This window comes from Archangium minus, assembly GCF_044360475.1.
Taxonomy (GTDB): Bacteria; Myxococcota; Myxococcia; order Myxococcales; family Myxococcaceae; genus Archangium; species Archangium minus.
Genome location: NZ_CP043494.1, coordinates 7,091,001 through 7,112,638, shown reverse-complemented (window position 1 = coordinate 7,112,638; position 21,638 = coordinate 7,091,001). Strand labels below are relative to the sequence as shown.

Genomic DNA, 21,638 nt, shown 5'->3' with positions numbered 1-21,638 from the left:
GCGGCCTGGCTGGATAGACCGGTTCGTGCCCGCCCCCGCGCGCCCTTACTTGCGGCTGATGCGGCTCGACCGGCCTATCGGTATCTGGCTGCGGCTCTTTCCGGCCTGGTGGGCCATCCTGCTGGCCAACCAGGGGAGACCCCACCTGGGATTGATGGCGCTCTTCCTGGCGGAAGCCATTCTGACACGTAGCCTGGGCTGTATCATCAATGACATTCTTGACCGCCATATCGACGCGCAGGTGGAGCGCACCCGCATGCGCCCGCTCGCCAGCAACCAGCTCACCGTACGTCAAGCGATAGCGTTCCTGGCGCTTCTGGCCGTGCTTGAGTTTCTCATTCTGTCCTCGCTCGGTCCACTCCTCCTCTCGATGCTTGCCGCCACCCTGGTACTGGCGGCCCTCTATCCGCTCATGAAGCGGTTGACATGGTGGCCGCAAGCCTTCCTGGGAGTCGTCTACAACTCGGGCGCGCTGATGGGCTGGGTGGCCCTGAGCGGCAAGCTCGACCTGGCCCCTCTGCTGCTCTATGCGGGATGTGTCCTCTGGACGCTGGGTTACGACACCATCTATGCCCACCAGGACAAGCGAGATGATGCCCGCATCGGCGTGAAATCAACCGCGGTGTATCTGGGGCGGTCCTCGAGAGGGTGGGTCAGCGCGTTCTATGCCCTGGCGCTCCTGTTCTGGGGCGCGGCGCTCGCCAGCCAGCTCTCGCCCTCAGCGACACTCGCGGCGCTGCTTGCAGTCACCCTCCATTTCGTCTGGCAACTCCGGTCGTGGAACCCGGAGAGCCCCGCTGATTGCCTCGCCAAGTTCAAGTCGAACCAGAGCGTGGGATGGCTGCTGCTCGCCGGGCTCGCGCTCGTCGGGGGAGGGTTCCGGTAAGGCCGGTCAGCCCGCGAGTAGCCGGGTCCGGAAGAGCGTGAGCACCTGCTCGAGCGCCGCGCGCGTGGGCTCGCCCGGGGCATCGATGAGGTCGGCGGTGAGTACGCTGTGGTGTTTCGGGAGCGGCCCCGCGGGGTTGCCATCCGCCTGTGCGAGCTCGACGGCCACGAAACCTTCGCCGAGCCGCTCCCGGAGGAAGTCGAAGCGCTCCTTCGGGACGAACGGGTCCTCCTTGAAGCGCAGGCCGAGCACCCGCAGGCCCTCACCGGCGCAGCGGCCGGCTACGGCCTCGAGCGTGGCAGGATCGCAGTCGATCGACCGCCGCTGCCGCTCCGCGATGGGGAGGGGGAGTGAGGGCTGTGACAGCACGGGGGCGAGCACACGCGAATCAGCGGCCATGGCGAGCGCGAAGCCGCCCGTGAAGCACATTCCCACCACGCCCACCCCCGGCCCCCCGCAGCGCGCGTGCTCCTGCGCGGCGAGCGCCCGCAGCCACGTGACGACCGGGGAGGAGCGTCCCGTGGCGAGGGCCGTGAACTCCCGGCTGATACAGACCCGCGCGAACGTCGTGAGTGCATAGAGCCTCGTTCCCAGTCCCTTGACGAGCGGGTCACGCCCGGCGGTACCGAAGAGGTCGGGCAGGACCGCGGTGCAGCCCAGCGCGACCACCCGGTCCGCGAATCCCAGCACCTGGGGAGAGATGCCCGGCATCTCGGAGATGATCAGCACGGCCGGCCCACGGCCCTTGCGGAATATGCCGTGCGAGACGCGCTCATGGGTGAAGACCTCTCGCGCGAAGGTGCTCAGGTCCCCCTCGGGTGCACGGGGCTTCTCAGTGGTGTGCATCGGAGAACTGTATTCCCTGGATGCGTGCGGAAGCGACAGCAACTGCAACTGTAATTACAAGAAGACAACACAGTCTCCGCTCGGGTTATCGAGGCCGGACGAGCAGGGTCTGTTCGGCATCTCCACGGATTGTAAGGCCGCGCCGTCCGGTAGTCCGGTCAGCGCGGCCTGAGCTATCCCGCAGTCAGCGCTTCGCCTTCCCTGCGATCGCCGCCTGCGCGCTGAAGTCGAGGATGTGCACACGGGGCGCGGAGGCTCAGCCCTGCAAGCGATTGCCCTGGAGGAACAGGGACTCGGCGGCCAGGTACAGGCCGAGCACCTGGTCCGCCTGCTGTTGGAGCGCCAGAGGCTCCACGTCCGGGTGGGCCCGCAGTTCCTTGAAGCGCCGGTAGGCCTGGTCGCCGAGCGCCAGTTGGGTGAAGCCCTGGCCATACTTGCGCCTGGCCTCGGGCTTCACCTCCTCAGCCCTGCCCGTCGAGGTGAGCAGGTTGTAGCGTGAAGCGGCGGCGGCGGCGGTGCGACGGGCCGAATCGAGGCTCGGGAGGAGCCGGATCGCCGCGGCCTCGCGCTCCGTCTTGCGCTGCTCGGCCTGGAGCCGGGCCTGTTGTTGCGCCGACGCCTGGGCTCCAGGGCTCAACCCCATCAGCGCCTCCTGGGCGCTCCGGCGCGAGGCCTGCGCCTGGTTCGCCCGCTCCGCCTCTTCCATCCAGGCCTCGAGCTCCCTCGCGCGCGCGTCCGTCACGGTCTCTCCCTCAAAGATCCAGCTCACCGTGTCCAGTGCCGCATCGAGCACCTCTTGCGGAGCGATCTTCTCTACGGCATCGGCGATGGCATGGGCTTGATCGCTCTCCATCCAGCTGCCAATGCCTTCCGCGACCTCCTGGACGGGCCGGGGCGCCCTGTCTCCAAGGTCGTTGAGGGTGTTGAGCGTGCTCCGGCGGGCCGCCTCCTTCGCGGCCTCGTAGACCTCCTCGCCCAGGTGCTCCAGCTGATTGCTGTTGCTGGTGTCCTCGAACTTGAATTGGCTCTGCCCGTCACGCCGCAGGGTGAGGCTGGCTTCTCCCAGCTTGTATTTGTAGAGCGTCTTCTTGATCTCCGGCCCCAGGCTGAAGCTCCCCAGGCCCGCCTTGGCTCGGGCGGAGAGGAAGAAGGACACCTCGATGGGGGCCGAGAGGATGACGTTCTGGCCCTCCGGAGTACTCAGGGGAATGGACAGCTTGGTGCCTCCCTCGAAGCCACCGCCGATGCCCACCTCGTAGCCAGGGACATCCTCCTTGTCCATCGCGTCCACGGGAGCAGCGGAGTGTTTTGCCTCGGAGATCCACCCCGCGCTCACGAGGCCCTTGGCGGAGAGGGAGACGTAACCCGAGGAGGGACCGGGCTGGTCCACACGGCTCTCGCCTCCCAGCTTCGCCTCCACGCCGCCGTTGGCGAACATGGGCACCGCCCGAATCTTGAAGGTCTTCGGCCCGAAGTCCTTCTTGTGGATCAGCGTCTCGACGCCGCCCTGCCACTCGGAGCCCTCGTCGTTGGTGCCCACCTTGAAGGTCGTCCGGCCGACGTCCATGGAGAATTCCCAGCCGCCGCCCGCCGTCGGAATGGTGCCCTTGCACTGCACGGCGCTGCCCGTGTCCACGGAGCGCCGCGAGGAGGCGGCTCCCAGCCCCTCCAGCAGCGGCTCCGCGGAGCGACCGCCCACGACGGCCTCGGCGACGGCGTCCGCCTGTTGCTCGTGGCGATCCCCGGAGCGGCCCAGGCCGTTGGACAACCGCACACCCGAGCGTTGCTGGACGACATGGGCCGCCTCATGCGCGGCGGTGCGCAGATCCGGCGGCTGTCGGAACGCCACGTGGTCTCCCGTGGTGTAGGCCAGGGCTTGCAGCTGCCGGTTGGCCTGCTCCGCCGGGCCGCCGATGTGGGCGCTTACCGGGCCCAGCTCGTAGCGGCCGAACGAGGCCTGGATGGCTTCGAGATAGGGAAGCGGCTGGGGACCCGCCCGCAGCCCCTGGTGCGCGATGAAGAGGGCATCGGGCCGTTTCAGGCTCCCTTCCCTGGCCTGCAGCCGGGCGCCCGCCACCGGTGGGGCTGAAGGGGAGGGGAAGACCCGCACCTGGTCGAAGCTCCACGCGAAAGGCGCCGGGTCCAACGTGCGTGCAGCGGGGGACTCGCGCTTCGAGGGGCGTGGGGGCTCGGCAGCGAGGGAGGAGGAGACACGCCCACGTTCCGCGGGCGAGTGTGTGCTCGGGGGAAGTCGGCCGGAGTAACTGCGCACCATGCAAGCTCCTTAGGCCTGGGACGACTCGTTCACCTCACCTACTGAAATCCCTGGCGTTCAGCAGACCGCGTCACGCGTCCAGTCGTCGCGGCCATACCGCTCCGCGACGAGCGCCTCGGCCCGGGTGCGCACGTGCGGGGCGAGGGGAGACGAGGTCCAGCTCGTGCCAAAGCGCTCGGTGAAGCCTTGCGCGAGAGCCTCCGCCGCCTCGGTGTGCCCCACCTCGCGGCCCGCTGCTTCGGACAGGTCCACCATCGCCTCGCGCAGCCGCTCCGGCGTCAGGCCGAACAACCGTGCGTGCAGGGCGTAGTCCGTCCTGAGTGGCAGCGCTCCGTGCTGTAAGAAGGCGCCTTTCTGCCGCCGCTGCGCACTGCCCACGAGCTTGCGGCCGTCCACCTTCAGTTCCTTGAGGGCAGGCGTGAGGAAGCATGCGCCGCTCGCCAGGCTGCGCTCGGGCCGCGAGGGCTCCAGTTCGGCCCGCACGCCGAACCGTCGCGCCAGCCCCGCGGCGATGGCTTCTGACAAGAGCGTGTAGTTCTGCTCGATGCTGTCGGTGAAAGGGGGCGCGATGCGGGCCACGAAGCTGTACGTGAGCTCTCCGTGGTGCAGCACTCCGGAGCCTCCGGTGACCCGGCGGACCACGTCGAGTCCCTCGGCTCGTGCTGCCTCGGCATCGACGCTGGCATGGGACTGCGTGCGCCCGAGGCTGAGACACCCCGGACGGAAGACATAGAGCCGCAGCGTGGGGACGAAGTCCTCCCGCGCGCTTGCCTCGTCGAGCAACGCCTCGTCGAGTGCCATCTGCCAGGCCCCGGGTGCCTCCTCCAGCGGCTGAATGAGATTCCACATGGGGCCATCCTCTCCCAGCACTGGCCGAACACAATGCTCCTTTTCGCTGGGCTCTTGTGAAGGGAGGGCCCCTCTCTTCGCGTGCGGGGCGAGCGGACTAGAGCAGTTTCGCCATGATCTCGCGCTCGCGCTGCTCGAGCTTGATCGAGGCGAGCGTCCAGTCGATGAGTTCGTCGGCGATCGACACGTCGAGACCGAAGGATCTGGCGGCCGCCTTCACCGCCTCGCGCTCCTCGCTCGCGATCTCGCCGTCGGCGCAGGAGACCTCGACGATCATGCGCAGGAGGGCCGCGCGCAGCTCTCGGTTTTCGATCTTGCTGACGATGTCCGTCAGGCGGCTGGGCTTCTGGAACTCCTGCTCGATGAGCGCGGAGATCTGCTCGTCGCGGGGCGACAGGCCGATGCCGGCCACCACGTTGTCGAGGTGCTGGCGCTCCTCCTCCGTGACGCGGCCGTCGCTCGCCGCGACGTTGGCCATGGCCTGGACGAACGCCATCAGCTGTTCCTGGGGATACTCGCGCGTCATGTCGTCTCCTTGGCGAGCGGATGGCCAGTGCTCGCGGGCAGATGAGGGGGGCAGGGCTGCTCAGCGCGGCAGGATAGTCGGCGCCGACGAGGACCCGAAACGGTTTTCGCTCGGACGCGAGAGGAGACGTGCGTAGAGCACGTTCTGCTGCCACTCAGGTTCGTTGCCGTGTCTGACAATGGGGTGGGCGATTTTCTAAGGGGCCAATGGTCCGCCAGGCTCAGTGATGTCGCGGGGTTGACAACCGGCCGGCCACTTGCGGAGCTATCCCTGTTTGCTCTGAGAGGGGGTCTGCATGCGTCAAGCGGTGATGTTCGGCGTGCTTCTGGCGGTGGGGTTGTTGTCGGCGCCCAGGGCCGAGGCGTGCGGTGGTTTCTTCTGTTCCCAGGTGCCCATCGATCAGGCCGGCGAGCGCATCGTCTTCGGCGTCAGCGGCAACTCGGTCGAGGCCCACATCCAGATTCAATACAAGGGCGCCGCGGAGGAGTTCGCCTGGGTGGTGCCGATGCAGGCGAAGCCCACGCTGGGGATCGGCTCGGCGCGGCTCTTCTCCTACCTGGATGCAGTGACGCAGCCGAGCTTCCAGCTGCAGTGGGAAGAGTCGTGCCGGCCCTTGTTCGGGGGGATTCCGGTCGGCGCTCCGCAGGAGGACAACGCAGGCCCTCCCAGCGCGGGGGGAGGTGGGGGCGTGGTGGTGGTGTCGCGCGAGGATGTGGGGCCCTATGATGCGGCCATCCTCACCGCGAACGACGCGGTGGCGCTGCGCACCTGGCTCACCACCAACGGCTACGACATCCCCGAGTCGGCCGGCAAGGCACTCGAGCCGTACGTGGGCAACGGCTACTACTTCGTCGCCCTCAAGCTGCAGCAGGACAAGACGGTGGGAGATCTGCGGCCCATCGTGGTGAAGTTCGAGGGCAACCGGCCCTGCGTCCCCATCCGGCTCACGGCGATCGCCGCGCAGCCGGACATGCCCATCATCGCCTACGTGCTGGCGCAGAAGCGCGCCGTGCCCATCAACTACCGGCACGTCCTCATCAACCCCACCAAGGTGGACTGGCTGGGCTTTGGCCGCAACTACGCGCAGGTGGCGACGGAGGCAGTGGACGAGGCGGGTGGCCAGGCCTTCCTCACCGAGTTCGCCGGAAGCGCGGTGAACTTCGCGCAGAGCTTCGCGCAGATGAACAGGGGCCTCGATACCGCCGCGCTCGCGAGCATCCCGCATCCGGTGGACTTCTTCAGCGAGATGTTGGCCCAGGGCTTCCAGGGCGACAGCACGACGCTGGCCCTGATGCGCAAGTACGTCCCCATGCCGCAAGCGCTCGTGGCGCAGGGCGTGCCGGAGACGCAGTTCTACAACTCCATTTGGAACTACCGGTACGACATCGACTCGGATCCAGGGCGGCCACCGTTCAACGTGAAGGGGTTTGCGCAGGAGTTGGAGGAGCAGGTGGTGCAGCCGCTGAAGACGGCCACAACGTTGCTCACGTCCCACCCTTACCTCACGCGCCTCTACACCACCATGTCCGCGGAGGAGATGACGGTGGATCCAGACTTCGACTTCAATACGGACGCGCCGGACGTCTCCAACCGCTTCACCGCCAAGGCCCGCTTCGAGTCGTGCCAGGATGACTTTTCGAAGCGCGAGGTGCGCATTGAGCTGCCGGACGGGCGCTACTTCTTCGTGAAGTTCAACCAGCCCATCGATCAGGGCCCGAGCGCGCAGCGCGTGGAGCAGTACAGCACCGAGGGCGCGCCCGCGGTCGTCCAGGACAATGGTCCGGCCATCCTGTCGGCGATCGAGGAGCTGGGTGGAGGAATGGCGGGGGGTTGCGGCTGCGGAGCCACGGACGCGGGCTCCGCGGCGATGCTGGCCCTGATGTTGGGCGCGTGGAGCCTTCGCCGCCGCCGTGACTGAGGAATCCGTCCTTATCCAGGATGCTTGGGTCGAGTGGGCCCTCATGCCGACGCGGGCCCACAGCGGGGTGAAGCTCAGGCTTCCTCGTCAGGCAAGAGCGTGAGCAGCAGCTCATCATCGGGCCCGAGCGGACGCCAACCGGGGGGCGGTGGCGTGGCGAGGAGCGCATCGCTGGCCCGGTTGACACGCGCCTGATGAGTCACTGGAGTGAAGCCAAACCAGGAGCCGAGCGCCATGGCGACTTCCAAGCGTGATTCGTCGTCCATTACAGCCGGCCAGCCGTTGGGGAAGCTCTCGTACAATTCACGCACAAATTGGCCGCGCACCAGGCGGGTGAGCTGGTGGCTTCGCTCAGCCTCGTCAACCAGTCCCTTGAAGAGCTGCACCGCGTTGAGGTCGTCCCCCAGTTCTTCGGCCAGCTCAACCAATGGGAGGGTAGGGTGTGCGTCAGCGAAGGCAGTGAGCGAACTGAAACCGCGCTCACGGACCCGCTCGTACAAGCGGGCTGGCCAGTTGCCCTGCCAAGAACGACCCTCGTTCATCACCTTCTCCCTGGGACGAAGTTCATCGGGATTTTATAGCGCCTCATCTCTCTTGCGACGAGCTTCAGGATCGCATTTCGCGTCAACATCCGGCCAGCCTGGGTTTCGGTTTGGCGCAGTACACCCATTATCATCTGATTCCATTCGTCGGGCCATGTGCGACCGAGGCGCCAGTTACCACCGCCATGGATGGCCTCGTGATGCGCCTGCTCCATTTCCACGCAGAACTGGTCGATGTCCATCTCGCCGGTGAAGCCGCGTTTCTCAAACCACTCGCGGAACTCTTTGGGCAGGACGTGGTGTCGCGGTGGCTCCTTCATGCCGGCCCCCGCTCTGCCTGTTACGCGCATGCCCCGCACCTCGGGACCATCGCCCAGTGCCTCGCGCACGCCCCTGGGCAATTCGTCGTGCGCCTGCGCCATCATCACCTGACCGGCGTGAATCCGCACGGCGGCGCTGACGACGGAAAGGGAGAGGACCCCCGCGCGCACCAACTGGTGCATCATCTCCACCCACTCGGCGGACACGACAATCCGCGTGCCCATCATCACGCCGTCGCCTCCCGCAACCAAGCCCACGCCGAGCAGGGTGGGGGCGGACGGCGGCATCGAGGGCAGCGAGAACTTCAGCGCCGAGAGCAGGGTGAGTGCTTCGATGGCATCCTTAAGCACCAGCGCCTTCTCGATGTTCTCCGCTCCCTTGCGTACGGTTTCGACGGTTGCGGCGAGCTCTCCCGTGAGGTGGCCTACCAGCGAGGGGACGTCTTGCGCTGCGGCCTCCACCTGCCCGGGCTCCAGCGAGGAGAGTGCCGTTATGGCGGGCTCCATCGTCACCTGCCAACGGTTCATGTCCACGAACATCCTCTCCACGCTATAGAGGCGCTGGGTGAGCACTGCGTCAGCGAACTGGAGGATGTCGAGCCAGACTGCGAGCAGGAGCGAGCTCATCATGGCGGCCTCAAGCCGTGGGCCGGCCAGGCGCAGCAGGGCCAGTTGTATGTCTGGGTCCTCTACCTCTGAGGCTGCGTTGGCCAGGCGGATGGTGGCGGCGATCTGGGCATCAATCCACCGCAGTTGGCTTTCGCCGTAATCGACGTAGGGGACGAATACACCTGTTCCGCCGCTAATGCCCCGCACGCTGCTCTTCAGGCTGGAGAGCTCCGCGGAGATGCGGCGGGTGGACCCCGAAACGTCGAGAATGGCACCGCGAAAGGCAAGCTGGGCCGCGAGGGCGTCCTGTCTCGCCGCTCTCTCCGCGCTGTCAGAGACCGCTGCCGTCATGACCTCACGGGCGGCCCGGCGCCGGTGCAGCCGCTCGTGAGCCTTGGGCTCCGCAGGGGAGGGCGGTGTGGAGGCAGGAGCGCGCGGAGCCCCTACGCTCAGCCCCTGCGCCAATACAGGCCCCGTGGCCTCGCGCGCTGTGTCATGCAGACTCATTCTCTGGCTGGGTGGTGGCGTCAGCGACACGCAACCGGTGGATAGCAGGGTCAGGGCAAGCAGCAGGCCCGTCCAGCGGCCCACCACCGCCTCACCGTAGGTAAAGAAGCTGTTAGCAAAGTGAGAGAGCAGCAGTAGCACCAGCAGCGTGAATGTCATCAGCGCCTCCGATGGGTAGCTCCCATTCTAGCGAGCGCTCTGACGAATCCGGACAGCCCAGATAGCGCGGATAAAAGCTCCCTCGTGGCGTGGGGGTCGTAGTTCAACCGCACGGGTCACCTGGGACAGTTCGATGCGTCCCGGTCACTTGGTTCTCATGTGTGGTTGTGCCATGAGGCCCCGGGAGGACTTCGCCCGGGGCCTTACGACTCAATTGTGGATTTCGCGTGCTGTCTCCTTGATCTCCGGGAACTTCACTCCTGGAATGGTGACGGTACGCGAGCTCTCATCCCAGATTTTCAGCACCATGGTACCTTGTGCCTGCCCATCCGAAACTCTGGCTTCCACAAAGACCGGGCGGATCTCCGTTGGCTGAATGGGAGCATCCTGTCGAAGGATCAATCCCGGCAATTCCTCACCTCGAGCATCAATGAGCGACGCCCCTGTTGCCATCCACGGCGCTGAGGTGGTGTTGCTGATCAACACCCACACCAGCACGAGCATTTTCGCCCGGAAGCATGTGACTTTCGTGTAGGAAAGCACATGTGGCGCTAATCCGGCCTTGTTCAAAGTCAAGGACGTGGCCTCGATTCCGACTTCGTCCATGAGCTTGTTGGCAACAATGCCTCGCAGGCCCTGGTTCTGCTCGACCTGAGCCAACAACCGCTGGTTCTCCTCGCGGAGTTGCTGGTTGCTGGCGCGCTCCTGCTCCGCCTCCTGCTGATAGGATTCCCGGGTTCGCCTGTCGCGGTACACCTCCACCTGCCGCGTGGCGCGTCCCCGGTGGGCCACGAGCGTGAAGGTGACGAGTTCCTCGGACGAGCCGTCTGCGGAGCGAGCCGTGAGCCGGAGGCGCTCCCCAATCGCCATGTCCCGTGGAGGCATGAAGCTGATGCCATTCCGCCCACGCAGCACTTCCACGAAGCGCATTTCGTCCTGCAACTCCAGGGAGACACGCGTGTCGAAGAGAAAGGCCGTCATGATTCCTGGGCTGACACAAATCTCCAGGGTTGTTGCCGTGGGGGGTGATGACAATTCGATGCGCCGTGAATCCTCGCAAGCCGAAGCTGCTTCCACAACGGTGGCGATTTGAAGAAGAACCAGGGCCAGGAGGGTGGGTGTGGGGGTTGGCACGGGAAGGTCTCCGGCGTGGCTCTAGAAGCTGAATCTGCTCACCACGCTGGCTCGTTGGAATCCCCCCACGATGGCTTTCTCCGGGGTGCTACCCGGCTCCATCGGTATGCCGATCTCCCTGCCAATGTTCCTATTCAACACCTTGTCGACAACGACCTCGTCGAGCTCGATGCAGATCGGAAAGACCTCCCTGCTCCCCTTCAATTCGATCTTCGTGAAACGGCCGTAGACACGGTTGTCACCGAACAACAGCTTTCCGTGGAGCAGGCTCCTGTATGGGATCTTGTCCATCCCCTCCTCGATCCAGACGGTGTGGTTTCCCTCGGAAACGGTCACCGTCCCCGGAAGGGGAATGCCGAAAGAGACGTGCAGGATCCGCCCCGCGGGATTGTTGAATCGCTTGTTGGTCTCCTCTGATCCAGGGGGGCACGGCTCCTCCGGCGGAGGCGGACGCCGCTGGACGCTCGCGCAGCCGGGGCCCACGCAGGTGGCGGCGCCGGTGATGAGAGTGGCCGCGGCCAGGGAACGAGCCTTCTTGGATGTCATCATCTGGGTTTCCTCGCTGGACGTCGCCGGGGGGGCGACGGGCGCGGGGGTGGGTGACTTCTGAGGTCCCGCGTCCTGGCCAACTTCTCCCGTCACCTGGGGGGAGGCCATTTCCTGGCGAAGACTGGCCTGCTGGGGTGGGGGCGGGGAGGGTGACTCCAAAAGTTGGGTCGGCGCTGTCGCTAGCAATCCCAGGGCCATGGTGAGTACGGAGCTGGCGGCCAGCCACTGCCTCCTGGGGGCCTGGCGCTCGGGCTTCGCCAGGGAGGGGGACGGGGTGGGGCGCTCCGCCTGTTCTGCTCCCGGGAACAGCGGCACGAGCCAGGATCTGTCGGCCTGAGCCCACTCCGTCGCGAGGGCCTCCGCGAGCTCCCGGGCATTGGCGAACCGGGCCCCGGGCTCCTTCTCCAGCATCCGCAGACACAGCTCGCTCAAGGCCAGGGGCACGTTCGGGTTGAGCGCATGCGGAGCCTGGGGGGTTTCATGGAGGATGGCCCGCACCATCCCCGGGTCGTGCCGGTCCCCGAAGGGAAGCTTGCCTGTCAGCACCGCGTAGGTGACGACGCCCAGCGCCCACAGGTCATCCCCGGGCCCGGCTGAGTACGGCTCTCCCTCCCACTCCCGGGCGAAGCGCCACGCCTCGGGGCTGCGGTACTCCGGGGTGCCCGGGGGGAGCCGCAGCGTCAGGCGCGGGGTGTCCTCGAGCCCCGCCGAGCCGAAGTCCACCAGGACGGGGAGCCCGTCGGCCTCCCGCATGACGATGTTGGGCTCCTTGATGTCCCGGTGCACCACGCCCGCGCCGTGCACGTCCGCCAGGGTGAGCGCGAGCGGCAGCAGCACCTGGCTCACCAGCTCGAGCGCGGAGGGGTTTTCCTCCCGCGCCCAGACGTCTAGCGGGCGCCCGTCGACGAGCTCCAGGGCCAGCACCAGGGCGCGCGGCTCGTTGTCCGGCCAGAAGCCATACCCATGGAAGCCCACCACATTGGGATGGCGCATCCGGCGCAGGGCATCCACCTCCCGGTCTCCCCGCGGGTTCCTGGGCACCAGCTTGATGGCGAAGAGCTGTCTGCCCCGTCTCGCCCGGTACACGGCCCCGGTGCTGCCGGTGGAGATCAGTCCTTCGATGGTGAAGCCCGCTACCTCCGTGCCAGGGGTGAAGCCCGGCCAGTCACTTCCATTCCTACCGTTTCCACCGCTTTCGTCGAGCATTCCGTGCGCCTCCGAAAGCGGCGCAGGTTACCAGAGCGGTAGGTCATCTTCCCGAACGTGACAGGTTGGGTGCGTGGTGGGTGAACAGCGAAGGGGGCATGGGTTTACTTCGAGGCGTGGAGCTCCTTCGCGTACTGCAGCAGGCCCTCCTCCGCCTCGGCCCCGGTCCACCCGAGCGGCACCATGCGCTCCAGCTTCTTTCCGTTGACCGAGACGATGAAGTAGCGATCGCAGCGGTCACCTTCGCCATAGGCGATGCCCAGGCGCATGCCGAGCTGCCTCGCCCGGGTCTCGAGCCGGGCCGTCGTCGATGTCGAGTAGAAGCGCGGGAGGATGAGCACGGAGCAAGCGGAGAAATGTCCGCTCCCGGTTTCAACCAGAACGCGCCGCCGCTTTGAAGGACCACCTGGGGAGTCACTCGGGTGGACCACCCGCTACGGTGGGTCCCAGGTGGAGGGGCCTGCTACCGGGTGCGCTTCTTCGCCAGCCAGCGGCTCACGCGCACCTTCCCGAAGCGCTTGCCGAACACGTACCAGGTGAGGCTCGCCCCGAAGAGCGCCGCCGACAGCGCCACGCCCAGAATCCCCAGCACCGGCACCCCGTGGTACTGCCACTGCGTCTGCGCGAATGAGATGAACGCCCCCACGATGAACCCGCAGGCGCACAGGCCCAGGAACATCACGATCGCCGCGCTCCGCAGGTTCTCGTTCAGCTTGTCGAACTGGTCCGCCCGCACCGTCACGCTGAACTTCCCCGACTCCAGGTCCAGCAAGATCTGCGACAGCTGCGTGGGCAGATCCTGCGCCAGCGATTGGAAGCGCAGCAGCGTCCGCATCAGCCCGCCCTGGAGCTGGCTTGGATCATACCGGTCCGCCAACAGCTCCTTGGCGTACGGCATGGCCACCTCGAGGATGTTCAGGTCCGGGTACAGGGTGCGCATCATGCCCTCGGTGGACACCGAGGCCCGGCTCAGCAGCGCGTACTCCTTGGGAATGCGGATCCGGTACTTCACCGCCAGATCCAACAGCTCGCGCATGAGGCTGCGTGCGTCCACCTCGCCCAGCGTCGCCGGCAGGTGCCGCCCGAGCAGCCCCTCGATGTCGTTGCGGAAGCCCATCAGGTTCGCCCGCGCGTCCGGCACGCCCACCCGGTAGAGGATGCGCGCCACCGAGTCGCTGTCCTTCAGCGCCACCGCCAGCACCAGCATCACCAGCGTCTCCTGCATGGCGCGCGACAGCCGACCCACCACTCCGAAGTCCAGCAGCGCCAGCCGGTTGCCCTCCAGCACCAGGATGTTCCCCGGGTGCGGATCTCCATGGAACAGCCCGTCCTCGAAGAGCTGCCGGAAGCTCGCGTCCAGGATGTGGCCCGCCACCTCGCGCCGGTCCTCCTGCGACAGCTCCGCCTGGCTGATCTTCACCCCCCGGATGAACTCCATCGTCAGCACCGTCCGGCTGCTGAGCCCGGCGTACACCCGCGGAATCTTCATGTACGGCCGGTTGCGGTGGTTCTCGTGGAAGGCCCGGATGTTCGCGGCCTCGTGCACGAAGTCCAGCTCCTCGTGGATGGCCCGGTCGAACTCGTCGATGATGCCGGTGGGCGAGTAGATGCCCGTCTCTTCCACCACCGCCTCCAGCAGCCTCGCCAGCGAGCGCAGCACCACCAGATCCGAGTCGATCCGCTCGCAGATCCCCGGCCGCTGCACCTTCACCACCACCTCGTCCCCCTCCAACGTCACCGCCCGGTGCACCTGGGCGATGGACGCCGCCGCCAGCGGCTGGGGATCAATCTCCTTGAAGAGCTCCGTCGCCTCCCGGCCCAGCGACTCACGGATGCGCGCGTACACGTCCTCCAGGGGAATGGGCTCCACCTGATCCTGCAGGGTGGCCAGCTCCTCGACGAACTCGGCCGGCAGCAGGTCCGCGCGCGTGGAGAGGATCTGTCCCAGCTTCACGAAGGTGGGGCCCAGATCGTTGAGCAGCATCCGGAAGCGGTGCGCGGTGGAGGCCCGCTGGGCCTCGGGGGACACCTCCACCTTCTCCTTCCGCCCGAGCAGACGCCACACGCCCGCCCGCTCAAGCCACTCGCCGAAGCCGTGGCGCGCTGCGATGACCCCAATCTGCCGGACGCGGTTCAAATCCTGGAGGAGCACGGTGGCCGGCACCTTTCCACGGGCCCGTGCGGCCCGCAAACACCAAGAGTGTCTCCTGGGTCCGGCTCAGGCCGCCCCGGAGGCGGGCTCGGCGGACGGCTCCGTTCTGGGCCGGGGCGTGGGTCCAAAACGCAACAACAGGTAGCCCACCACCGCGGACAGCAGGGAGCCGAGCAGGATGCCCAGCTTCGCCTCCGCCAGCAGCGCCGGCTCGTTGGCGAAGGCCAGCCCCGCCACGAACAGCGCCACCGTGAAGCCGATGCCGGCCACCACCGCCACCCCGTGCAATTGCAACGCTCGGGCCCGCCCCGGCATCTCCGACAGCCCCAGCTTCACGGCCACCCAGGTGAAGAGGAAGATGCCTACCTGCTTGCCCACGAAGAGGCCGAGCATCACCCCGAGCGGCAGCGGCTGCAGCAGATCCGACAGGTGCATCCCCTTCACGGAGATGCCCGAGTTGGCCAGCGCGAACAGAGGGACGATCGCGTACGCGGACCACCCGTGCCACAGGTGCACGAAGCGGGTGAGCGGCGGCTCGATGTCCTCCAGCTGCTCCTCGATGTGCAGCAGCTGGCTGGTGCGCACGGCCTCGTCCTCGGGCTCGCGCAAGAGCTGGCCGATGAAGCCGTGCAGCTCCTCCAGCACGTCCCGGCCCCGGCGCGAGGGCTTGGCGGGGATCATCATGCCCACCACCACACCGGCGATGGTGGCGTGCACGCCACCGTGGTGCATGGCGTACCAGAGCGCCCCGGCGAGCACCGCGTACACCATCCCGTTGCGCACGTAGTACTTGTTGCACGCCGCCAGCACCCCGGTGATGGCCAGCGCCCCCAGCAGCCACTCCACGTGCAGCCCCGTGCCGTAGAACATGGCGATGACGAGGATGCCGCCGATGTCATCGAAGATGGCCAGCGCCGTGAGGAACACCACCAGCCCGTGGCTCACCCGCCCCTTGAGCAGGGTGAGGCACCCGATGGCGAAGGCGATGTCCGTGGCCATGGGGATGGCCCACCCCTTGAGCGCCGGCGTCCCCACGTTGAGTGCCGCGTAGAGGGCCGCTGGCACCACCATGCCGCCCACCGCCGCGACCAGCGGCAGCAGCGCCTTGGACAGGCTGCGCAGCTCCCCGGCCGCCAGCTCGCGCTTGATCTCCATCCCCACCAGGAAGAAGAAGATCGTCATCAACCCGTCGTTGATGAATTCACGGAAGGTGAAGTGGAAGACGGTGCCCCCCAGCCCGAGCGCCAGGGGCGCGTCGAAGAGGGTGGCGTAGCTGTCGGCCCACGGAGAGTTGGCCCAGATCATGGCCACGACGGCGCAGAGCGCGAGGAGGATGCCGCTGCTCGCCTCCAGACGGAAGAACGCCTGGACGGGTGCGACGGCAACCTTGAAGAGCTGGGGAACAGGAGGGACGGAACGGGTCTCGCGAGTCTCCATGACGCGGGACAGGTTGCACGTCAAAGCGCCTTCGGACCACCGTTTTCGGCCGGGGGTCCTGACGATTTTTCAGGCCCGCGCCGGCTGGATGTCAGGGGGGCATGCTAGCCATCGCCGGAGTAGGAACGGGCGAGTGGACTGCTGAAGTCATGTGTTCTGTTGATCCAAGACCGGACGCATGACACAAGGGGCGGCGATGGGCGCGACGCAAGCGAAGGCAGGCAAGGGACACGGGGACGAGGCCGAGACGCCGGCGGAGACGGCGGGCGAGCCGTCCGGGGCGCGGGAGATTGGCGCGCTCACCCCGATGATGCGGCAGTACCTCGAGACGAAGGCACTCAATCCGGACGCGATCCTCTTCTTCCGGCTCGGGGACTTCTACGAGATGTTCTTCGAGGACGCGGTGCGGGCCTCGGAGATCCTCGGAATCACCCTCACCGCGCGAGCGAAGAACGCGGAGAAGGTGCCCATGGCAGGGGTGCCGTATCACTCGGCGCGCCGGTACATCGCCAAGCTCGTGGAGCACGGGCTGAAGGTGGCCATCTGCGAGCAGGTGGAGGACGCGGGCAGCGGGCCGGGGCTCGTCAAGCGTGAGGTCACGCGCATCATCACCCCCGGCATGGTGTTGGATGAGGAGGCGCTCGAGCCACGGGCGAGCAACTTCCTGGCCGCCATGTACCCAGGGGCAGAGGGCTTCGGAGCGGCGCTGCTGGAGGCCTCCACGGGGGAGTTCTTCACCCTGGAGGCGGAGACGACGCAGGAGCTGGTGGAGGCGCTGGCCCGGGTGGAGCCCCGCGAGCTGCTGGTGCCCGAGGGGGAGAAGGACTCCCCGGACACCACCTTTGTGGTCACTCGACTGGCAAAGCCTCCGGCGGTGGCGGAGCTGGAGAAGGCCGCCTTCGAGCCCTCGCGGGCCTCGCTCTACCTGCGCAACCACTTCGCGGTGCAGTCACTGGAGGCCTTCGGGCTGCAAGACGCGCCCCTGGCCACCGGGGCCGCCGGCGCGGCGCTGCGCTACCTCAAGGACACCCAGAAGACACCCGCGGCCCACGTGGACAGGCTCAGCCGCCAGCAGCGCGGCGGCCACCTCCTCATGGACGAGGCCTCGCGCTCCAACCTGGAGGTGTTGCGCACCCTGCGGGACGGGGGCCGCCGGGGCTCGCTGCTCGGAGTGCTGGACAGGACGGCCACCGGCCTGGGCGCGCGCAAGCTGGCCCGGTGGCTGGCAGCACCCCTGTGCTCGCTGCCGGAGATCAACGCCCGTCTGGACGCGGTGGAGGAGCTGTCCCAGCGCAGCGTGTGGCGCGAGGAGATGACGACGCTCCTCAAGGAAGTGGGGGACATCGAACGGCTGTGCGGCCGGCTGTCGCTGGGGGCGGGCAACGCGAGGGACTTGAGGGCCCTGGGGCTGTCGCTGGCGCAGCTGCCACGGCTGGGGGCGGTGCTCGCGCGCTGTGAGTCCGTATTGCTCAAGTCGCTGGCGGGGCCGCTTGGGGCGCTGCCGGAGCTGACGCAGCTGCTCTTGAGCGCGGTGGTGGACGAGCCGCCCACGACCCTCAAGGAAGGCGGCTTCATCCGCGCGGGCTTCCACGCCGAGCTGGACAAGCTGGTGGAGCTGTCCACCTCGGGCAAGGACTTCCTGCTCAAGATTGAGACGCGCGAGCGGGAGCGCACGGGCATCAACTCGCTGAAGATTCGCTACAACAAGGTCTTCGGGTACTACCTGGAGGTGACGAAGGCGAACCTGCACCTGGTGCCCTCGGACTACATCCGCAAGCAGACGATGGTGGGCGCTGAGCGCTTCATCACCCCGGAGCTCAAGGAGTACGAGGAGAAGGTGCTCACGGCGGAGGAGCGGCGCAGCGCGCTGGAGCTGGAGCTCTTCGAGCAGCTACGGGCCCAGGTGGTGAAGGAGGCGCCGCGGTTGCGCTCGGCGGCGGAGGCGGTGGCCACGGCGGATGCGCTGCTGTCGTTCGCGCGGTGCGCGGCCGAGTACGGCTACGTGCGGCCCTTGGTGGACGAGTCCGAGGTGCTGTCCATCACCGCCGGGCGTCACCCGGTGGTGGAGCGCATGCTGGGGGCGGGGGAGGCCTTCGTCCCCAACGACGTGAGGATGGACTCGGGGGATGAGCAGATCCTGGTCATCACCGGCCCCAACATGGCGGGCAAGAGCACGGTGATGAGGCAGGTGGCGCTCACGGTGCTGATGGCACAGGCGGGTAGCTTCGTTCCGGCGTCCTCGGTCCGTGTGGGCCTGTGCGACCGGATTTTCACGCGCGTGGGCGCGGCGGACAACCTGGCGCGCGGGCAGTCCACCTTCATGGTGGAGATGACGGAGACGAGCCACATCCTGCACCACGCCACGCGGCGCAGCCTGGTGGTGCTGGATGAGATCGGCCGAGGGACGTCCACCTACGACGGGCTCTCCATTGCCTGGGCGGTGGCCGAGCACATCCACGACAAGGTGGGAGCGCGGACGCTCTTCGCCACGCACTACCACGAGCTGGTGGATCTCTCCCGGGAGAAGCCCCGGGTGAAGAACATGTGCATCGCGGTGCGGGAGCAGGGGGGCAAGGTGCTCTTCCTGCGCAAGCTGGTGCCGGGTGGGGCCAACCGCTCCTACGGCATCGAAGTGGCGAGGCTTGCGGGCCTGCCACCCGAGGTGGTGACGCGGGCGAGGGACATCCTGCAGAACCTGGAGTCCGGCGAGTTCGATGACAGTGGCCGGCCGCGGCTGGCGCGGCGGACGTCGCGTGCGCCGTCTCCGGGGCAGCTCGGGCTGTTCGGCGGAGTGGCCGAGCCCGGGCCGAAGCTGGAGCCGAGCCACCAGAAGGTGCTGGAGGCGCTCAAGGCGCTGAAGGTGGACGAGACGACGCCGCTGGACGCGCTCAACCTCCTGGCAAAGTTGCAGCGCGAGCTGAAGTAGGGGAGGCGCACCTCTCACGGCTGGCCCCTGCGTTCCGCGCGAACGCGAATGCGTTCGTCCTCAACGCGGCGGCGCGGGGGGCGCGCGCCCACCCCAGGCCCCTTCCAAGGGACTTCCCTCGGAAGTGAGCCCCGCACGGCTCGGTTGGCGGACTGGGCACACCGTTTGCTGATGTCCTGGCATGTCGATGCCCGGGCCAAATCGCAGGGCACGAACCCAAACCCATGAACGGGTGTGGTGAGCACGCGCGTGGCCGCGATGCCTGGGGGTGTGTCCCGTGAGAGAGCAGCTCAACAGCAGCTCGTCGGAGCGTTCCGACGCAATCGCCTCGTCTTCACAGGGAGAAGAGGTCTCCTACGCGCGCAGGGTGCGCGACTATTACGACGCCTCGGCGTCTGGTTATGTGCGCTTCCTCGGCCATACCTTTCAGGCGGGCACGATCGATACCGGGCTCGCTGAGGGGGCGCCGCCGGACTACTACCGGGCGAACAATCTGTACATGGCCGCACGGGCGGGACTCGCCCCGGGTCAGCGAATCCTGGATGCCGGGTGCGGCGTTGCAGGGCCAGCAATTGATATCGCCACGGCGATTCCGGGGCTCCAGATCGACGGAGTGACGCTCTCTCCGGTTCAGGCGAAGCTGGCCCGGGGATTTATCTCCGCGGCGGGCCTCGAGGAGCGGGTGCGGGTCCAGCTCGCGGACTACCACCGTCTGCCTTTCCCGAACGGCACGTTCGATGCCGTCGTGTTCTTCGAGTCCAGCGGCTACTCGCCGTACCCCGAGCGACTGCTTCGAGAGATGTGGCGGGTGACCCGGCCTGGCGGGCGCTTGTATGTCAAGGATGTGTTTCGGCTCGACCGGACCCTCTCGGTGGAGGAACAGGCTGAGCTGGACGAGTTCAACCAGATCTTCGTGCATCACACCCGGCCGCTCGCCGCGCTGGCCGCGGCGGCCGAGGCGGCGGGCTACTCCGAGCTCGAAACGACCTGCCTGGATTCGGTGATCACCACCCGGTTCATGGAGGAGGCCATGGTCGGGGACCGTGAGCATCCCGCCCTGACGCCCTTCGGCGAGCGCCACTTCCGCCCCTTCAAGGTGTTGCCCATCACCTTCGGTGAGTTGCGGGCCCGTCGTCTCCTCACGGAGTAACGGAAATCCCTTTCACGTCTCACACGTCGTTCACGCTGCACAGGAGAGGAGTCACATGAATCTGCTTTCATCCCAGGATTATTCATTCATTGGCGGTCATCTGGCGAAGTTTGGCATCGACGTGATGCACCACACCACCCAGAAGATGACCGTCCCCGAGAACGCTACGCTCGAGCTCAGCCGGCATAGCAGGGACAGCGGGAGCCACATGGTCTACCGGACGAAGAGCCTCGACCAGTTCAAGAGCTGGGTGGGCAATCCCGACCATGTGTTCGATGCCAACACGATCTACACCGGCAAGCACCCCTCCAGGATGCTGGATCACCGTGTGCCGACGGCGTCGCTGACGTCGGAGGACTGGGAGAATCTCGAGCACGCGGCCAAGGGCTACATCTGGGGTCCCTCGCATGTCTTCGCCGCGAGCAAGATGGCCGTGGAGGCGCACGTGCCGCTCGAGACGGTGGTGCATGTCTACTCCCAGCTCGTCGTGAACGGAACCCTCGTCTTCAACGATGGCAAGTCCAACACCCTGGTGGTGGGCAAGCTCATCTACGGGCCGAACGGGCTGATCACGGGCGACACGAACCTCACCATCTACGCCAGTCAGATCATCCGCGCGAACTGAGCACCCCCGCGCACACACCCGTGAAGACAGAGAACCCAATCATGAGCAAGCGTGACAACAAGGCGCAGGTAGGCGCGACCGCGGCCAATCGCATCGACTTGAGTGGAATCAACGACGGGAAGAGCCCGAACCAGCCGGCAACGCCGTCCCAGCCGCCGCAGGCCGGCAGTGGCAGGAACGGTGGCTGCACGACCTGGAGCCAGTGCGAGAACAACTCGGCGGAGCGCAACGGCCAGCCGGGCACGCCGGGTGCTCCCGGTGTGGTGCCCGGCAGGGCCACCGACGGTGACAACGGCTCCAATGGCACCATCTACGTGCGGGATCTCCTGGCGCCGATCGAGGCCTACTCGACGGGGCGGCGTGGGGGGACCGGCGCCCAGGGGGGTAACGGAGGCCAGGGAGGGATGGGGGGCAATGGCGGCAGCGGCGGTCGGTGCTGCAGCAACGGTAGCGGAGGCGCGGGAGGCAAGGGGGGAACCGGAGGCAAGGGCGGGCCGGGTGGCAACGGCGGCAACGGTGGGACCATCACCGTGCTGTACACCAACGCCAACGGCTTCAACGTCACCGGTTCGGTCTCCGGTGGCCGCAAGGGCCCGGGCGGTGGCCCCGGTTCTCCAGGCACGGGTGGCGCCGGTGGCAACAATGGTGGCAGCGGGACGGCCAACACGGGTCCGGTTGGCGACTCCGGCTCTCAAGGCGTGGATGGTTCCGATGGCACGGACGGGAACATCATCTTCAAGGTCTCACCCCCGGTCCTGACCCTCACCGCGATCACGCCGAACAGTGGCCCCGCCGCTGGCGGGACGCCCTTCACCCTGACCGGCAGCAACTTCCTGGCCGACAACTCGGGCCGCCCATTGACCACCGTCCAGTTCGGCTCGGCCAATGCCGTTGACCTGGTCTTCGTGTCCGACAGCCAGCTCACGGGCAAGACGCCCCCGGGCTCCGGTTCCGCCACCGTGCTGGCTGGAAACCCGGACGGCAGCTTCGCGGTCCTGCCCACCACCTTCACCTATACCTAG

17 protein-coding genes are annotated in these 21,638 nt (G+C 67.2%); 6 read left to right on the top strand and 11 right to left on the bottom strand.

Going from position 1 to position 21,638, the window contains the following annotated elements; genetic code table 11:
- Nucleotides 1-25 precede the first annotated feature (25 nt).
- Nucleotides 26-886: a 4-hydroxybenzoate octaprenyltransferase gene (ubiA, locus tag F0U60_RS28760; protein WP_395804304.1), complete on the top strand. Its 861-nt coding sequence runs from the start codon at nucleotides 26-28 to the stop codon at nucleotides 884-886.
- A gap of 6 nt (nucleotides 887-892) precedes the next feature.
- Here ubiA and F0U60_RS28755 read toward each other — a convergent pair whose 3' ends face one another.
- The 4 genes from F0U60_RS28755 to F0U60_RS28740 all read right to left on the bottom strand — a co-directional run bounded on the left by F0U60_RS28755 (nucleotide 893) and on the right by F0U60_RS28740 (nucleotide 5,382).
- A complete protein-coding gene (locus tag F0U60_RS28755) occupies nucleotides 893-1,732 on the bottom strand; it encodes a dienelactone hydrolase family protein (RefSeq protein WP_395804302.1) in 840 nt (279 codons plus the stop codon).
- A 256-nt stretch (nucleotides 1,733-1,988) separates the two neighbouring features.
- Entirely contained in the window at nucleotides 1,989-4,007 is a 2,019-nt protein-coding gene (locus F0U60_RS28750) for a DUF4157 domain-containing protein (RefSeq protein WP_395804300.1), read from the bottom strand.
- 57 nt (nucleotides 4,008-4,064) lie between these two features.
- Nucleotides 4,065-4,856: a biotin/lipoate A/B protein ligase family protein gene (locus F0U60_RS28745; RefSeq protein ID WP_395804298.1), complete on the bottom strand. Its 792-nt coding sequence runs from the start codon at nucleotides 4,854-4,856 to the stop codon at nucleotides 4,065-4,067.
- A gap of 97 nt (nucleotides 4,857-4,953) precedes the next feature.
- Entirely contained in the window at nucleotides 4,954-5,382 is a 429-nt protein-coding gene (locus tag F0U60_RS28740) for a DUF533 domain-containing protein (protein WP_395804296.1), read from the bottom strand.
- Nucleotides 5,383-5,677: 295 nt separating this feature from the next.
- Between F0U60_RS28740 and F0U60_RS28735 the strand changes: the two genes are divergently transcribed.
- Nucleotides 5,678-7,300: a DUF2330 domain-containing protein gene (locus F0U60_RS28735; protein ID WP_395804294.1), complete on the top strand. Its 1,623-nt coding sequence runs from the start codon at nucleotides 5,678-5,680 to the stop codon at nucleotides 7,298-7,300.
- 74 nt (nucleotides 7,301-7,374) lie between these two features.
- On the opposite strand, the gene F0U60_RS28730 is transcribed toward F0U60_RS28735, so the two are convergent.
- The 7 genes from F0U60_RS28730 to nhaA all read right to left on the bottom strand — a co-directional run bounded on the left by F0U60_RS28730 (nucleotide 7,375) and on the right by nhaA (nucleotide 15,927).
- Nucleotides 7,375-7,842: an NUDIX hydrolase gene (locus F0U60_RS28730; protein WP_395804292.1), complete on the bottom strand. Its 468-nt coding sequence runs from the start codon at nucleotides 7,840-7,842 to the stop codon at nucleotides 7,375-7,377.
- Nucleotides 7,842-9,437 carry a DUF2380 domain-containing protein gene (locus tag F0U60_RS28725; RefSeq protein WP_395804290.1) on the bottom strand — a complete coding sequence of 532 codons (1,596 nt, stop codon included), beginning with the start codon at nucleotides 9,435-9,437 and terminating at the stop codon, nucleotides 7,842-7,844. The genes F0U60_RS28730 and F0U60_RS28725 overlap by 1 nt, the downstream gene beginning before the upstream one ends.
- Before the next feature lie 210 nt (nucleotides 9,438-9,647).
- Nucleotides 9,648-10,571, bottom strand: coding sequence for a DUF2381 family protein (locus tag F0U60_RS28720; protein ID WP_395804288.1), 924 nt, complete (start codon nucleotides 10,569-10,571; stop codon nucleotides 9,648-9,650).
- A gap of 21 nt (nucleotides 10,572-10,592) precedes the next feature.
- A complete protein-coding gene (locus F0U60_RS28715; RefSeq protein WP_395804286.1) occupies nucleotides 10,593-12,326 on the bottom strand; it encodes a serine/threonine protein kinase in 1,734 nt (577 codons plus the stop codon).
- A 104-nt stretch (nucleotides 12,327-12,430) separates the two neighbouring features.
- Nucleotides 12,431-12,667 (bottom strand): hypothetical protein, encoded by a 237-nt coding sequence (locus F0U60_RS28710; protein WP_395804284.1) that lies wholly within the window; start codon nucleotides 12,665-12,667, stop codon nucleotides 12,431-12,433.
- Nucleotides 12,668-12,789: 122 nt separating this feature from the next.
- The gene (locus tag F0U60_RS28705) at nucleotides 12,790-14,478 is read right to left on the bottom strand and encodes an ABC1 kinase family protein (RefSeq protein WP_395804282.1); all 1,689 of its coding nucleotides are present in this window, start codon (nucleotides 14,476-14,478) and stop codon (nucleotides 12,790-12,792) included.
- Between the two features lie 66 nt (nucleotides 14,479-14,544).
- Complete coding sequence (nhaA, locus tag F0U60_RS28700) at nucleotides 14,545-15,927, bottom strand: Na+/H+ antiporter NhaA (RefSeq protein ID WP_395825482.1); 1,383 nt, start codon at nucleotides 15,925-15,927, stop codon at nucleotides 14,545-14,547.
- A gap of 295 nt (nucleotides 15,928-16,222) precedes the next feature.
- Here nhaA and mutS point away from each other — a divergent pair, with 295 nt between their 5' ends.
- From mutS to F0U60_RS28680, 4 genes are all read left to right on the top strand, one after another.
- Nucleotides 16,223-18,841 carry a DNA mismatch repair protein MutS gene (gene mutS / locus F0U60_RS28695; protein ID WP_395825479.1) on the top strand — a complete coding sequence of 873 codons (2,619 nt, stop codon included), beginning with the start codon at nucleotides 16,223-16,225 and terminating at the stop codon, nucleotides 18,839-18,841.
- A 277-nt stretch (nucleotides 18,842-19,118) separates the two neighbouring features.
- Complete coding sequence (locus tag F0U60_RS28690; RefSeq protein ID WP_395804280.1) at nucleotides 19,119-19,991, top strand: SAM-dependent methyltransferase; 873 nt, start codon at nucleotides 19,119-19,121, stop codon at nucleotides 19,989-19,991.
- A gap of 55 nt (nucleotides 19,992-20,046) precedes the next feature.
- Entirely contained in the window at nucleotides 20,047-20,616 is a 570-nt protein-coding gene (locus tag F0U60_RS28685; protein ID WP_395804278.1) for a hypothetical protein, read from the top strand.
- Nucleotides 20,617-20,657: 41 nt separating this feature from the next.
- On the top strand, nucleotides 20,658-21,638 hold the full coding sequence (locus F0U60_RS28680; RefSeq protein ID WP_395804276.1) for an IPT/TIG domain-containing protein: 981 nt from the start codon (nucleotides 20,658-20,660) through the stop codon (nucleotides 21,636-21,638).

Excerpts from the sequence above, each read along its gene's own strand:
- F0U60_RS28730 (WP_395804292.1), bottom strand. The coding sequence starts at position 7,842 with ATGAACGAGGGTCGTTCTTGGCAGGGCAACTGGCCAGCCCGCTTGTAC.
- F0U60_RS28745 (WP_395804298.1), bottom strand. The coding sequence starts at position 4,856 with ATGTGGAATCTCATTCAGCCGCTGGAGGAGGCACCCGGGGCCTGGCAG.
- F0U60_RS28750 (WP_395804300.1), bottom strand. The coding sequence starts at position 4,007 with ATGGTGCGCAGTTACTCCGGCCGACTTCCCCCGAGCACACACTCGCCC.
- F0U60_RS28685 (WP_395804278.1), top strand. The coding sequence starts at position 20,047 with ATGAATCTGCTTTCATCCCAGGATTATTCATTCATTGGCGGTCATCTG.
- F0U60_RS28725 (WP_395804290.1), bottom strand. The coding sequence starts at position 9,437 with ATGACATTCACGCTGCTGGTGCTACTGCTGCTCTCTCACTTTGCTAAC.
- F0U60_RS28735 (WP_395804294.1), top strand. The coding sequence starts at position 5,678 with ATGCGTCAAGCGGTGATGTTCGGCGTGCTTCTGGCGGTGGGGTTGTTG.
- F0U60_RS28680 (WP_395804276.1), top strand. The coding sequence starts at position 20,658 with ATGAGCAAGCGTGACAACAAGGCGCAGGTAGGCGCGACCGCGGCCAAT.
- F0U60_RS28740 (WP_395804296.1), bottom strand. The coding sequence starts at position 5,382 with ATGACGCGCGAGTATCCCCAGGAACAGCTGATGGCGTTCGTCCAGGCC.
- F0U60_RS28715 (WP_395804286.1), bottom strand. The coding sequence starts at position 12,326 with ATGCTCGACGAAAGCGGTGGAAACGGTAGGAATGGAAGTGACTGGCCG.
- mutS (WP_395825479.1), top strand. The coding sequence starts at position 16,223 with ATGATGCGGCAGTACCTCGAGACGAAGGCACTCAATCCGGACGCGATC.
- F0U60_RS28755 (WP_395804302.1), bottom strand. The coding sequence starts at position 1,732 with ATGCACACCACTGAGAAGCCCCGTGCACCCGAGGGGGACCTGAGCACC.